Annotated in this window: 14 protein-coding genes; all 14 read left to right on the top strand. The window is 48.9% G+C overall.

Going from position 1 to position 13,158, the window contains the following annotated elements:
* Positions 1-1,317, top strand: a complete 1,317-nt coding sequence (gene lysA, locus A1sIIB106_RS01260; RefSeq protein WP_095677088.1) for a diaminopimelate decarboxylase — start codon at positions 1-3, stop codon at positions 1,315-1,317.
* Positions 1,318-1,321: 4 nt separating this feature from the next.
* A complete protein-coding gene (locus tag A1sIIB106_RS01265) occupies positions 1,322-2,620 on the top strand; it encodes a homoserine dehydrogenase (protein WP_095670713.1) in 1,299 nt (432 codons plus the stop codon).
* Entirely contained in the window at positions 2,617-3,702 is a 1,086-nt protein-coding gene (gene thrC, locus A1sIIB106_RS01270) for a threonine synthase (RefSeq protein WP_095670714.1), read from the top strand. The genes A1sIIB106_RS01265 and thrC overlap by 4 nt, the downstream gene beginning before the upstream one ends.
* A 4-nt stretch (positions 3,703-3,706) precedes the next feature.
* Positions 3,707-4,633: a homoserine kinase gene (gene thrB, locus A1sIIB106_RS01275; RefSeq protein ID WP_095677089.1), complete on the top strand. Its 927-nt coding sequence runs from the start codon at positions 3,707-3,709 to the stop codon at positions 4,631-4,633.
* 163 nt (positions 4,634-4,796) lie between these two features.
* A complete protein-coding gene (rho, locus tag A1sIIB106_RS01280) occupies positions 4,797-6,380 on the top strand; it encodes a transcription termination factor Rho (protein WP_095677829.1) in 1,584 nt (527 codons plus the stop codon).
* A 114-nt stretch (positions 6,381-6,494) separates the two neighbouring features.
* Positions 6,495-6,887, top strand: coding sequence for a hypothetical protein (locus A1sIIB106_RS01285; protein ID WP_095677090.1), 393 nt, complete (start codon positions 6,495-6,497; stop codon positions 6,885-6,887).
* A 166-nt stretch (positions 6,888-7,053) separates the two neighbouring features.
* Positions 7,054-7,290: a 50S ribosomal protein L31 gene (gene rpmE, locus A1sIIB106_RS01290; protein ID WP_095670717.1), complete on the top strand. Its 237-nt coding sequence runs from the start codon at positions 7,054-7,056 to the stop codon at positions 7,288-7,290.
* A gap of 122 nt (positions 7,291-7,412) precedes the next feature.
* Positions 7,413-8,501 carry a peptide chain release factor 1 gene (gene prfA, locus A1sIIB106_RS01295; RefSeq protein ID WP_095677091.1) on the top strand — a complete coding sequence of 363 codons (1,089 nt, stop codon included), beginning with the start codon at positions 7,413-7,415 and terminating at the stop codon, positions 8,499-8,501.
* Between the two features lie 28 nt (positions 8,502-8,529).
* Complete coding sequence (gene prmC / locus A1sIIB106_RS01300; RefSeq protein ID WP_095677092.1) at positions 8,530-9,393, top strand: peptide chain release factor N(5)-glutamine methyltransferase; 864 nt, start codon at positions 8,530-8,532, stop codon at positions 9,391-9,393.
* A gap of 5 nt (positions 9,394-9,398) precedes the next feature.
* Positions 9,399-10,040 carry an L-threonylcarbamoyladenylate synthase gene (locus A1sIIB106_RS01305; RefSeq protein WP_190277184.1) on the top strand — a complete coding sequence of 214 codons (642 nt, stop codon included), beginning with the start codon at positions 9,399-9,401 and terminating at the stop codon, positions 10,038-10,040.
* Between the two features lie 17 nt (positions 10,041-10,057).
* A complete protein-coding gene (locus A1sIIB106_RS01310) occupies positions 10,058-11,323 on the top strand; it encodes a serine hydroxymethyltransferase (RefSeq protein ID WP_095677094.1) in 1,266 nt (421 codons plus the stop codon).
* A 16-nt stretch (positions 11,324-11,339) separates the two neighbouring features.
* Positions 11,340-12,443 carry a glycosyltransferase family 4 protein gene (locus A1sIIB106_RS01315; protein ID WP_095670723.1) on the top strand — a complete coding sequence of 368 codons (1,104 nt, stop codon included), beginning with the start codon at positions 11,340-11,342 and terminating at the stop codon, positions 12,441-12,443.
* A complete protein-coding gene (locus A1sIIB106_RS01320; RefSeq protein ID WP_095677095.1) occupies positions 12,436-12,861 on the top strand; it encodes a Cg1360 family ATP-synthase-associated protein in 426 nt (141 codons plus the stop codon). The genes A1sIIB106_RS01315 and A1sIIB106_RS01320 overlap by 8 nt, the downstream gene beginning before the upstream one ends.
* A 20-nt stretch (positions 12,862-12,881) precedes the next feature.
* Positions 12,882-13,085, top strand: coding sequence for an AtpZ/AtpI family protein (locus A1sIIB106_RS07095; protein WP_125932378.1), 204 nt, complete (start codon positions 12,882-12,884; stop codon positions 13,083-13,085).
* Positions 13,086-13,158: the final 73 nt, after the last annotated feature.

Raw genomic sequence — 13,158 nt, forward strand, 5'->3', positions numbered from 1 at the left:
ATGTGGTCGAAGAACGTTTCTTTCACAAATGGAGAACTTCACTTATCAGGCATCCCTGCAACAAAGTTGGCGCAAGATTTCGGTACACCAGCATTCTTTATTGATGAAGATGATTTCCGCACTCGCGCAAGCGCTTGGAATAACGCGCTACGCGATGAGTTTGGTTCGCACGCAGGCACTGTTTACTACGCAGCAAAGGCCTTTATCTCTACAGCAGTAGCGACTTGGGTTAAGGAGTGCGGAATCGGAATCGATGTCTGCACTGGTGGCGAATTAGCGGTTGCACTCGCTGGTGGTATTGATCCACAGAAGATTGAAGTACATGGAAACAATAAATCGGTTTCAGAGATAGATCGCGCAGTAAGCGTGGGCGTTAAGACAATTGTTATGGATTCAATCCATGAAATTGATCGCGTGGCCACCGTTGCCCGCAGCCATAAGAAAGTACAAGGCGTCATGTTGCGCCTTACTCCAGGTATTCAGGCACATACCCACGAATCAATTTCTACCGCCCATGAAGATGTGAAGTTTGGTTTCTCTATCGCCAGCGGCGCTGCTTGGGCGGCGGTCGAAAAAGTCTTAAGCCACCCAGAACTTGAACTCCGTGGCTTCCATTCTCATATTGGTTCTCAGATATTTGGCACTGATTCATTCCAGTTGGCTGCAGATCGTTTGATCTCGCTGCTGGCTAAGTACCGCGATGTTTATGGCAAAGAACTTCCTGAACTAGATCTCGGTGGCGGTTACGGAATCGCTTATCTGCCTGGCGATGAAACTCTAGAACCCGGTGAGGTAATGCCAGCGCTACGTAGCGCAGTTACTGCATCATGTGAAAAACATAAGTTGAATATTCCAATTATCTCAATAGAACCTGGGCGCGCCATTGTTGGCCCAACAACCTTTACTCTTTATGAAGTTGGCACGACTAAAGATGTGGTTCTCGAAGATGGAAAGACACGTCGTTACATTTCCGTAGATGGGGGAATGAGTGACAATATTCGTCCATCACTTTATGACGCTGAATATCATGCAGTAATTGCCCATCGCGCATCGTCTGCATCGACAGTTAATTCACGCGTTGTCGGCAAGCATTGCGAAACCGGCGACATCGTTATCCGCGAGATTAATTTGCCAAGCGATATCGCACCTGGTGATTTGATTGCGATTCCGGCTACTGGCGCATATGGCCGCAGCATGGCCAGCAATTACAACCATGTGCCGCGCCCACCTGTAGTTGCAGTAAAAGATGGAAAAGCCCGCGTAATTGTCCGCCGTGAAAATGAGGAAGATCTGCTCGCACTTGATGTGAAAGAATAGGCAGATGAGCCCAGCAGATAAACCAGTACGTATCGGCATGCTCGGATGTGGCGTGGTCGGCAGTTCTGTCGCGCGTTTGCTCCTTGCCGATACCGCCGAGTTGTCTACTCGCGCCGGTGTAAAGATGGAGCTCTCACGCATCGCAGTTCGCACAATTAAGCCTTACGAGGGTATTAACCCAAGCCTCTTCACAACAGATCCATTCTCGATCGTTAACGATCCTGAGATTGATCTAATCATTGAAGTAATGGGCGGTATCGAGCCTGCGCGCGAATTAATTATGACTGCGATCGAAAATCGTAAATCTGTTGTTACCGCGAACAAAGCGCTACTTGCTAGCCATGGCGCTGAAATGTTTACCGCTGCCTATGCCAAAGGTGAAGATATTTACTACGAAGCATCTGTCGCTGGTGCGATCCCAATTATTCGTCCGATGCGTGACTCACTTGCTGGCGATTTCGTAACTCGTTTAATGGGAATCGTAAATGGAACAACAAATTACATCTTGACCAAGATGCATGAAGATGACCGTGAATTCGCTGATGTTTTGAAAGAAGCGCAAGCACTTGGTTATGCCGAAGCGGATCCAACTGCAGATGTTGAAGGCTTTGATGCGGCAGCAAAGGCAGCGATCTTGTCTGGTCTGGCATTCCACACTCGCGTGACTGTTGACGATGTCTACCGCGAAGGTATCTCTAAGATCACTTTGGAAGATGTAAAGATCGCAAAATCAATGGATCACGTAATTAAGTTACTTGCGATCGCGGAGTTAACTCCTGCCGATGAGATTTCTGTGCGCGTTCACCCGGTTATGTTGCATAAGAGCCATCCTTTGGCTTCAGTGCGCGATGCTTACAACGCAGTATTTGTCGAAGCAGAATCTGCTGGATCTTTGATGTTCTACGGTCGTGGCGCAGGTGGCGCCCCAACAGCATCAGCAATCTTGGGAGATGTCGTTGCAGTTGCTCGCCACATCGCACTTAACTCAGTTGGCCAGCGCGAAACAGATTATGCAGACCGCGATATCGCACCTATCGAATCAACTAAAACTAAGTTCTTAATCCGCCTAGAAGTCGCTGATAAAGCAGGTGTTTTAGCATCTATCGCCACAACATTTGCAAACCACGGGGTTTCTATTCAGACCGTTAATCAAGCAGGACGTAATGACGATGCTGAAGTCACAATCGTTACCCACTTAGCTACTGAAGGCGAACTTAAGGCAACAGTTGAGTCTTTGAAGAAGATGGACGCTGTTCAAAATATTTCAAGTGTTATCCGCGTAGAAGGAGCAACAAGCGCATGAGCCTTTTCAAATCGAAGAAATCTGGCGCACATCAATGGCGTGGAGTAATCGAGGAATATCGCGATCGCTTGCCGGTATCTGCCAAGACTCCGGTTGTCTCACTGCGCGAAGGTGGTACACCACTTATCTACGCGTGCTATTTATCTGAACTTCTCGGCAACGATGTCTGGTTAAAGTACGAAGGCATCAACCCAACTGGTTCATTTAAAGATCGCGGAATGACCATGGCTATCTCAAAGGCTGCCGAAGATGGCGCAAAGGCAGTTATCTGCGCATCAACTGGAAATACTTCAGCTAGCGCTGCCGCATATGCAACAAAGGCCGGAATGATCTCTGCAGTACTTATTCCAGCCGGAAAGATTGCAACAGGAAAACTTGCCCAAGCAGTTATCCATGGCGCACAAATTTTGCAGGTAGATGGCAACTTCGATGATTGCTTAACTCTGGCGCGCGATCTCTCGGATAACTATCCCGTTGCACTTGTTAACTCAGTAAATCCATATCGCATCGAAGGTCAAAAGACTGCCGCCTTTGAAGTAATCGATATGTTGGGTTACGCCCCAGATATTCACGCACTTCCCGTCGGTAACGCAGGAAATATCACTGCTTACTGGAAGGGCTATAACGAATACCGTAAAGATGGAATCTCAAATTCCTTGCCACAGATGTATGGGTTCCAAGCTGCTGGTTCTGCACCTCTTGTTAAGGGAAAGCCAGTTCTTAAGCCTGAAACAATCGCTACTGCGATCCGTATCGGCAATCCAGCATCTTGGGATCAAGCAATTGAAGCGCGCGATAAATCAGGCGGCGTAATTGATTCAGTTACAGATAAAGAGATCTTGGCTGCATACGCTCTTGTTGCTGGAAAAGAAGGTGTATTTGTTGAGCCGTCATCGGCTGCAGGTATCGCAGGCTTAATTAAATATAAGAAGGCCGGCAAATTACCTAAGGGCAAGAAAATCGTAATCACTGTTACAGGCCACGGACTAAAAGATATTTCTTGGGCGCTGGAAAAGTTTGCAAAGCCAAAGATCGTAAAGGTAAACGCTGTTGCTGCCGCAAAGGCTTTAGGACTTAAGTAAAGCCATGGCTAAACCAACTTTTAAAGCCAATCCAATTCAGGTGCAGGTTCCTGCAACTAGCGCCAACCTGGGTCCGGGATTTGATTCATTTGGTTTAGCGCTCGGCATGCACGATCGCTACGTTGCACAAATTCTTGATGATGCTGGTCTGGATATCGATGTAACCGGTGAAGGCGCCGATGATGTTCCACGCACAGATAAGAACTTACTTGTTAAGGCGATGTATAAAGGTTTTGATTTCCTTGGCGGAAAGCCAAAGGGCGTTGCCGTTCGCGCACTTAATGTAATTCCACATGGTCGCGGCCTTGGTTCTTCTGCAAGTGCAATCGTTGGCGGACTTTCTCTTGCCCGCGCGCTAGTTCTAACTGGCTCTGACAAGATGAGCGATGAGAAGTTGTTACAGATCGCAACAGAGATGGAAGGCCATCCCGATAACGTCGCGGCTGCGCTTTATGGAAACGCAGTTGTGGCTTGGAAGGAAGAGCAACACGGGAAAGAAGTTGCGCAAGCGATTTCTTTAAGCGTTGATACCCGCATTCGTGCGATTGCATTTATTCCGGCAACTGCCGTTGCGACTTCTAAGGCGCGCAAGATGTTGCCAGAAACAATTCCTCATCGCGATGCAACGAGAAATTCTGCAAATTCAGCGCTTTTGGTGCACGCACTTACTTTGCGCCCAGATCTGCTCTACCGCGCAACTGAAGATTTTCTGCATCAGTCATATCGTGCAGAAGCGATGCCAGCATCGTTTGCCTTATTAACTAAGTTACGTGCTGCAGGAGTTGCGGCATTTATCTCTGGCGCAGGCCCAACAGTCCTTGCCTTGCACACTGGCACCGAGGCAGATGTTGCTGAATTAAGTAGAGCTGCAGGTTCGAAATTTGAGGCGAAATCCCTAGAGATTTCGCGTACTGGAGCAACGATCCTCTAAGCCAAGTGAGTTTTGCCGCTCGTAGCCGTATGGTGCTATGGTTATCCCACTTGCTAGTGCCGGAAGTTACGGTGAAAGTCGGCAGGTAATAAATCCAAATCAACAGGCTTTTTGCTGTTACGAACTCAAACTCGTAATCGAAGCCCCAAATGAAAAGATAGAGATGACAGATCAAGATCAGGAAGTAACGCCAGTACGCTCAAATTCACCAGAGCTTGCCGCGATGAGTCTTCCAAAGTTAAAAGAAGTTGCTGCACAGCTCGGTATTGATGGCGCTGCAAAGTTAAAGAAGGATGCGCTCGTAACCGCAATCGCTGATCTACAGGCAGCAAACCGCGAAGCCGCAAAGGCCGAACGCGAAGCCCGCCGTGAAGCGCGCAATGCAAAGAAGAATTCCAATCGTGAAAACGCGAACAACTCATCGAACTCAGCTAACGAGTCAGATGACGATGGCGACGGCGAAGAAAACGTGAACGATAACGGACCACGCGATAACGACCGTGGCTTTGGTGGACGCGACCGCGGTCGTGGCCGTGATCGCAACCGTGGCCGTGATCGCAATCGCGATCGTGGACAACGCGAAGAGCGCGAGCCTGTAATTGGCGAAGATGATGTTCTAGTTCCAGTTGGCGGCCTCGTCGACATCATGGATAACTATTCATTTATCCGCACCGGTGGCTACCTACCTGGTCCAAACGATGTCTATGTTTCACAGCAGCAAGTACGCAAGTACGGACTTCGCAAGGGCGATGTTGTTACAGGCCAAGTACGTCAGGCGCGCGAAGGCGAACAACGCCAGAAGTACAACCCACTTATTACCCTCGAAACAATAAACGGCGTAACTCCTGAGGAAGCGCGCGGTCGCGTTGAATTCGGCAAGTTAGTTCCGCTTTACCCACAAGAGCGTCTGCGTCTTGAGACCGAACCAAACATTCTTACTACTCGCGTTATCGATCTGATTGCGCCGATCGGTAAAGGCCAGCGCGGACTTATCGTTTCGCCTCCAAAGGCCGGTAAGACCATGGTCTTGCAATCAATTGCAAATGCGATCACTACAAATAATCCAGAGTGTCACTTAATGGTTGTTCTAGTTGATGAGCGCCCAGAAGAAGTTACCGATATGCAGCGCTCTGTTAAGGGTGAAGTAATCGCATCAACATTCGATCGTCCAGCCGATGATCACACCACAATTGCAGAGCTCGCTATTGAGCGCGCCAAGCGTTTGGTTGAACTCGGCCACGATGTAGTCGTTCTCCTTGACTCTATTACTCGTCTAGGTCGCGCATACAACATCGCAGCACCTGCATCAGGCCGCATCCTTTCGGGTGGTGTTGATTCAGCTGCTCTATATCCACCAAAGAAGTTCTTCGGTGCCGCACGTAATATCGAAGATGGCGGATCGCTAACAATTCTTGCAACAGCACTTGTCGATACCGGTTCACGTATGGATGAAGTTATCTTCGAAGAGTTCAAGGGCACCGGAAATATGGAGCTCATCCTCGATCGCAAGATGGCCGATAAGCGCATCTTCCCTGCTGTTAACGTTGTTGCATCAGGTACTCGTAAAGAAGAAATTCTTATGGGAACTGAAGAACTCAACATTGTTTGGAAATTGCGTCGCGTGCTGCATGCACTTGAACCACAGGCAGCGCTTGAGCTGTTGCTTGAGAAGATGAAGGGCACTAAGTCCAACGTCGAGTTCTTGATGCAGATCCAGAAGACCACTTCTGGTCCAAACGAGGGCTAATTTCTTAACTTTCACCGCCTGACCGCAAGCCCTTCGCAAGGTCTTCACAAAGTCGGCGCGCACTATCTCCATATCAGCCAAAGCCAAACGGGCCGGCGAATACGGAGGCAGTAAATGTTGAATTCAAAGAAGATCCTCGCAGGCGCACTAGTCGCGGCTTCACTTTTTGGTGGAGTTTCATCAGCAACAGCAGCAGATACAAAAGATGCTGCAGTTGCGCGTGCGCAAGCACAAGCAACGTTTAGAGCGCAGATGGATACCTATGTAACTGCTCATCGCGCAATCATTGATGCCCGTCGTGCAGCTGGCGCAAAAGCCCTTGCAGATTTCCAAGCAGCGCTTGCAAATGTAACTACTGATGCACAACTACAAGCGGCAAAAGATGCGCGCAAGAGTGCAAACGCTGCTGCAGATGCAACAGCCAAGGCTGCAATTGCAGCTCTCGCAAAGCCAGTTAAACCTGCTAAGCCAGTGAAGGCTTCACCAACAGCGGCTCCAAAGGCCTAACTCTTTCCCCCGAAAGGGTGGAAGCCGCAAAATCCGTGCTGCGTGCGCACGGATTTTGCGGTTTTCTCTTTTCGCGAGAGTATTAGCGCCTAGCCATACCGAATGGCATAAGTGGCCCTGGTTCACCGTTTATCGCGGACCCAGACATAGATGAAGGAATATAAAAATGAAGAAAGATATTCACCCAGAATATAAAGAGACCCAAGTAACTTGTGGTTGCGGCGAAAAGTTTGTTACTCGCTCAACAGTTGCCAGCGGATCTATCTACGTTGAAGTTTGTTCAGTCTGCCACCCGTTCTACACAGGCAAGCAGCGCATCCTCGATACTGGTGGACGCGTCGCTAAGTTCGAAGAGCGTTTCGGTAATAACTCTAAATCAAAGAACGCCGCGCCTTCCAAGTAGCTTTCTTAAAAGACCGCATCGCAACCCAATGAGGTTGCGGCGCGGTCTTTTTATTTCTTAAAGTTATTTACTACTAGCAAAACTATAAATACAACGAAGACAACGAAGAAAGGAGAAGCCAAATGGCAAAAGATAAAGATCGCTTTGCATCAGCACATGAAATGGTGCGCGAGTATCAAGAGCTAGAAAAGCAGATGGCTGATCCTTCTATCCACGAAGATCAGGGCAAAGCGCGCCAACTTGGTCGCCGCTATGCGCAGCTTGGTCCCGTTGTTGCCGGCTTTAACGCTTGGAAGTCTGCCGCCGATGATTTAGAAGCGGCGCGCGATATGGCGCAAGAAGATGAATCATTTGCTTCCGAACTTCCAGCAATGGAGACCGCTGTTGAAGCAGCAGCGGATAAATTAGAAGAGCTCTTGCTGCCCCGTGATCCCAACGATGATCGCGATGTGATTATTGAAGTTAAGGCAGGAGCAGGCGGAGATGAATCAGCGCTCTTTGCAGGTGACTTGGTCCGTATGTATCAACGCTATGCCGAAAAGCGCAATTGGAAAGTTGAGATCATCGATATGACCGAGTCCGATCTCGGCGGCTATAAAGATATTTCGATGGCGATTAAATCCAAGGGAACACCAGAACCTGGAACAACTCCTTATGCGCGTTTAAAGTTTGAAGGTGGCGTTCACCGCGTGCAACGCGTTCCAGAGACTGAAAGCCAGGGACGTATTCATACATCTGCAGCAGGCGTACTTGTCTTGCCAGAAGCAGAAGAAGTAGATGTTGAGCTAAATATGAACGATGTGCGCGTAGATGTTTATCGTTCATCAGGCCCTGGAGGACAGTCGGTTAACACCACTGACTCTGCTGTGCGCCTGACCCACGTACCAACCGGCATTGTTGTTTCATGCCAGAACGAGAAGTCACAGTTGCAGAATAAAGAATCAGCGCTACGTATCTTGCGTGCGCGCTTGCTCGCAGATGCGCAGGAAAAGGCAGAAGCGGCTGCAATGGCAGAGCGTAAGAGCCAGGTTCGCACTGTTGATCGTTCTGAGCGAATTCGTACCTATAACTACCCAGAAAATCGCCTCAGTGATCACCGCGTAAATTACAAATCAAATAACTTAGATTCAGTATTAAATGGCGAGTTAGATGATGTAGTTCAAGCCTTACTGGATGCCGATAAGGCAGCAAAGCTTTCTTCAACGAACTAATCTCAATTAATTAGATAATCAAAAAATAATGAGCGAGATCAAGAGCCTGCTTCGTTCGGCGAAAGAGAAGTTAGCGGCGGCCGATATCGCCGAAATCGATGCTGAACATTTATTTGCATACGTTCTCGGCATCTCCCGAATGGATCTCCATAATTCGGTTAAGTTGGATGCCACCCTTAAATCACTTGGCGACTTTGGCGTAATTGAAGATACCTTCGCAAAGTTGATTTCTCGCCGCGCAGGACATGAACCTCTGCAATATCTAACTGGCACCGCTTACTTCCGACATCTAGAAATTGAAGTTGGTCCGGGGGTATTGGTGCCACGTCCGGAAAGTGAACTACTGGTTGAAGCCGTACTCACACATGTTAAAAACTTAGAAGAAAAAGTCACTGGAGAGATTTCAGTAATAGATCTCGGATCAGGCTCTGGCGCGCTAGCACTTGCAATTGCTACTGAAGCGCCAAGAACCAGAGTCATCGCAGTAGAAAAAAGTCCTGAAGCTACTGAGTGGCTGAAGAAGAATGTGGCGAAGATTTCCGAGAACGTACGCGTTGTTGAAGGCGATGTGGCTGATGTATTGCCGGGCGTTAAATGCGACATCGTTATAGCTAATCCACCATATATTCCTAACACTCAATCGCTTCCTCGCGATGTTGCCGAGCATGAGCCACATATCGCGCTCTTTGGCGGTGAAACTGGGATGGAACTCCCAAAACGTTTTATCGATGCCGCCGCTCGATTGTTAAAGAGCGGGGGAGTCTTAGCGATCGAACATACTGAAGAACAAGGCGCCGCGATTGATGCGGTCTTGTCTCGCGATTTCACCGAGATAGTTCTACATAAAGATTTAAATGATCGTCCCCGTTGGACTTCTGCGGTGAGAAAATAATGGCTATGGCAACCATTGACATCAATTCGGGTGCGATAAGTGAGCACTTAGCCAGCGCGGCAGCGGCCCTTAAAGATGGTTATGTAATCGTGGCGCCACTTGAGAATTCATATGCACTTGTCGCTGATGCCTTCTTTCACGATGCGGTGCGCGCGCTGCATGTACTTCGTGGAGATGAACTTGGTGTATCTGCGCAAGTAATGATCGGTTCAAGCGCAGCGGTAGATGGCATTGCCCGTGAAATTAGCGAACCAGTAAGAAAATTGATTGATAATTTCTGGCCAGGACAGTTATCAATAAATTTAAAACCACAGCGCGGACTCAATTGGGATTTAGGTGATGGCCAACAATTAGATTCATTTAGTGTGCGAGTGCCAAGTGCGGATTTCATTTTGCAATTAGCCAAAGCGCACGGACCACTCGCGGTCGCCTCTGCAGCGCCTGCAGGTAATTCTCCAATTACCGATCCATTTGATTTAACATTTACCGAACTTGAAGTGGCAGCAATCTTTTCAGTTGGGTCAATCACCCAAGGACCGGCCACCACAGTTGTCGCGGGCGATAGCAAGCCAGCCCGTATCGTGCGCGTTGGGGCGATCTCGGCTGAGCAAATCACAGCGATCGCACCCGACATTTCTGCGCCATAAGGCTTAGGCTTGCCCGCATGAGCGCAGAGACTTTCTATGGCCCGGATTTTGCACTGCTTAGCAAGCAGGATCCAGATATTGCAGCAGTTCTACTTTCCGAGCTAAAGCGTCAGCAGACCAATCTGCAGTTAATCGCATCTGAAAACTTCACATCTCGCGCAGTATTAGCGGCCCTTGGTTCAACCCTCTCCAATAAATATGCAGAAGGTTATCCAGGCAAGCGTTACTACGGCGGCTGCGAAGAAGTCGATAAAGCCGAAGTAATTGCGATCGATCGCGCTAAATCTTTATTCGGTGCAGAACATGCCAACGTACAACCACACTCAGGAGCCAGCGCAAACGTCGCGGTCTATCAAGCATTTACCAAGCCAGGCGATACCGTCCTTGCGATGTCACTTGCTCATGGTGGCCACTTAACACATGGTTCACCTGTTAACTTCTCTGGAAAGTGGTTTAACGTCGAGTCATACGGTGTGCGCCAAGATAACGAGTTAATTGATTACGACGAGCTGCGCGATATCGCGATCCGCACTAAGCCAAAGATGATCTGTTCTGGCGCAACCGCTTACCCATCACTAGTCGACTTTGAAAAGATTCGCGCAATCTGCGATGAAGTCGGAGCGATCATGTGGGTCGATGCGGCGCACTTCATCGGACTAGTTGCCGGTAAGGCAATTCCATCACCAGTTCCTTATGCAGATGTTGTCTCATTTACAACTCATAAAGTTCTGCGCGGACCTCGCGGCGGAATGATCTTGACTAAGGCCGAGCATGCGGCAGCGATTGATAAAGCGGTATTTCCAGGTATGCAGGGTGGACCAATCATGTCGGCGGTTGCTGGCAAAGCGATTGCGCTCGCCGAATGTGCCACACCTGCCTATCAAAAGTATGCCAAGGATGTAATTGTTAACGCCCAGGCACTTGCAGCAGCTCTTGAAAAAGAGGGAATGCGCGCTGTCTCTGGCGGAACCCAAACCCACTTAGCGCTGATGGATATTCGCAGCACTGGCGTAACAGGAAAAGTTGCAGATGAGCGTTGCGGTTTAGCTGGAATTGTTATGAATAAGAATTCAATTCCTTTCGATCCAGAAAAGCCAGGTATCACAAGCGGTATTCGCGTTGGAACTCCTGCGACAACAACTCAAGGAATGGGCGTTGCAGAGATGCAGCAGATCGCAGCCTTTATCGCGCGCGCCATTAAGACTGATGATGAGAAGGCACATGCGGCAATCAAATCTGAAGTACACGCACTTACTGCGCGTTTTCCGATCTACACCGCATAAAGGCAGCGATTAGCGCATGCGTGAATATCTCGTAACGCTCTTACTTGCAGCAGCGCTCTGTTACATCATCACTCCCTTTGTAAGAAAATGGGCTTTGCACTTTGGCGCAGTGGCACAGATTCGAAAGCGCGATATTCACGTCATTCCGACTCCACGTTGGGGAGGGCTTGCGATGTGGCTTTCGATGTCAGCTACCTTCTTAATTGTCGGAAATTTAGAACTCGTTGGAAAATCTTTCGGTAATGATGCGCAAGGAATTTTCTTAGCCGGAACCTTCTTGGTTCTACTGGGAATGGCAGATGATCGATTTGAACTAGATGCGATTACCAAGTTGGCAGGCCAAGCACTTGCTGCCGGAATCTTGTTGTTATACGGAATTCAAATCTTATGGTTGCCGATAAATGGCGTAACCATGTTGCCACCGAGCGTTGGCCAATTGCTTACCGTGCTTATAGTTCTCGTAACAATCAACGCCGTTAACTTTATCGATGGCCTAGATGGCTTAGCCGCTGGAATAGTTGCAATTGCGGGCTCTGCCTTCTTCGCCTTCGCATATTTATTGGCAGTTGTTTACGGCTTTAACCGCGCAGGTGCACCATCGCTTATTACCGCGATCGCAATCGGTGTTTGCTTAGGTTTCCTGCCACACAACTCGCATCCCGCCCGCATCTTTATGGGGGATTCGGGGTCAATGTTCCTTGGCTTAATGCTGGCAGCCTCTGCAATCACTTTAACTGGCCAGGTAGATCCAAATGCAATTAGCGAAGAGAAACTTGGGCCTGCCCTATTGCCGCTACTTCTTCCTTTTGCAGTTCTTGCAATTCCACTTGCTGATTTAACTCTGGCGATCTTTCGCCGTATTCGCGCCGGCAAATCTCCGTTTTCATCCGATAAAGAACATCTACATCACCGCATTATGCGCGCTGGCAATACGCAAATCCGCACGGCTGCGATTATGTATTTGTGGACCGCAACGATTGCCTTTCCTGTCACCGTTTCAGCATTTGCTCCACTTTGGGTGGCGGCGATATTTGCAGGGGCTATGTTGGCGTTCACGATCTTCTTTAGCCGCGGTAAATCTAAGTCGTTACGAATTACAGAAAGTGTGAGCCATGTCTGATACGCAATCAAATGAATCACAACTTCTGCGAGGTGCGGTAAAGCCAACTCTGATTGTTGGCGCAATCGCGATAGTGCTATTTACTTTAACTCGCGGTCTTGCTGGTTTCTATGGCGCCTTGCTTGCGCAATTTATAGTCGCTATTTACTTCATCGTGCATATCTTGGTATCGCGCCTAACTAGAAATCTTGATCCGATAAGCACCATGGCTATGGCGCTATTTTCTTACTTTGCAAAACTTTTCTTCCTCGGCCTCTTCTTATGGGCGCTAGCCAAATACACCGATCGCGATGTAATCGATCGTTTGAGCTTCGGAGTCGCAGCCTGTGCGCTTACGGTCGCCTGGCTCGGGGGAGAGATCGCTAGTTACCTCAAGCTCAAAACTCATCTACCATTACCCCCTCAAGCAAAACAGTAATTACGGCCACGGAGGTCCCAGTGAGTAACAGCAGTCAGAACAAGCGCGATGAAAACGCAATGTGGACCATCTTCGGTTACCTCCTTTCTGGACTACTTTTCTGGGGCGGGGTTGGCTATGCCGCAGATAAGTGGTTCGACACCAGTTACCTAACCTTGGCCGGTCTGCTCGTGGGTATGGGCGGGGCCATTTATTTGGTCTGGCTACGATTCGGCCGCGAATAACGCCTAGATAAGTGACCAGCCCCACCCCTGGAGATCGGTTTTTGGATTTCACAGGTAGAGCCTTTTACCCATA

It is taken from the genome of Candidatus Planktophila lacus (assembly GCF_002288325.1).
GTDB classification, from domain to species: Bacteria; Actinomycetota; Actinomycetes; order Nanopelagicales; family Nanopelagicaceae; genus Planktophila; species Planktophila lacus.

What these genes read in the sequence shown, in the direction of transcription:
- A1sIIB106_RS01315 (WP_095670723.1), top strand. Translation starts at nt 11,340, where the DNA reads ATGCGTGAATATCTCGTAACGCTCTTACTTGCAGCAGCGCTCTGTTAC.
- A1sIIB106_RS01310 (WP_095677094.1), top strand. Translation starts at nt 10,058, where the DNA reads ATGAGCGCAGAGACTTTCTATGGCCCGGATTTTGCACTGCTTAGCAAG.
- A1sIIB106_RS01285 (WP_095677090.1), top strand. Translation starts at nt 6,495, where the DNA reads ATGTTGAATTCAAAGAAGATCCTCGCAGGCGCACTAGTCGCGGCTTCA.
- prfA (WP_095677091.1), top strand. Translation starts at nt 7,413, where the DNA reads ATGGCAAAAGATAAAGATCGCTTTGCATCAGCACATGAAATGGTGCGC.
- rpmE (WP_095670717.1), top strand. Translation starts at nt 7,054, where the DNA reads ATGAAGAAAGATATTCACCCAGAATATAAAGAGACCCAAGTAACTTGT.
- thrC (WP_095670714.1), top strand. Translation starts at nt 2,617, where the DNA reads ATGAGCCTTTTCAAATCGAAGAAATCTGGCGCACATCAATGGCGTGGA.
- rho (WP_095677829.1), top strand. Translation starts at nt 4,797, where the DNA reads ATGACAGATCAAGATCAGGAAGTAACGCCAGTACGCTCAAATTCACCA.
- lysA (WP_095677088.1), top strand. Translation starts at nt 1, where the DNA reads ATGTGGTCGAAGAACGTTTCTTTCACAAATGGAGAACTTCACTTATCA.
- A1sIIB106_RS01320 (WP_095677095.1), top strand. Translation starts at nt 12,436, where the DNA reads ATGTCTGATACGCAATCAAATGAATCACAACTTCTGCGAGGTGCGGTA.
- thrB (WP_095677089.1), top strand. Translation starts at nt 3,707, where the DNA reads ATGGCTAAACCAACTTTTAAAGCCAATCCAATTCAGGTGCAGGTTCCT.
- prmC (WP_095677092.1), top strand. Translation starts at nt 8,530, where the DNA reads ATGAGCGAGATCAAGAGCCTGCTTCGTTCGGCGAAAGAGAAGTTAGCG.
- A1sIIB106_RS01305 (WP_190277184.1), top strand. Translation starts at nt 9,399, where the DNA reads ATGGCAACCATTGACATCAATTCGGGTGCGATAAGTGAGCACTTAGCC.
- A1sIIB106_RS01265 (WP_095670713.1), top strand. Translation starts at nt 1,322, where the DNA reads ATGAGCCCAGCAGATAAACCAGTACGTATCGGCATGCTCGGATGTGGC.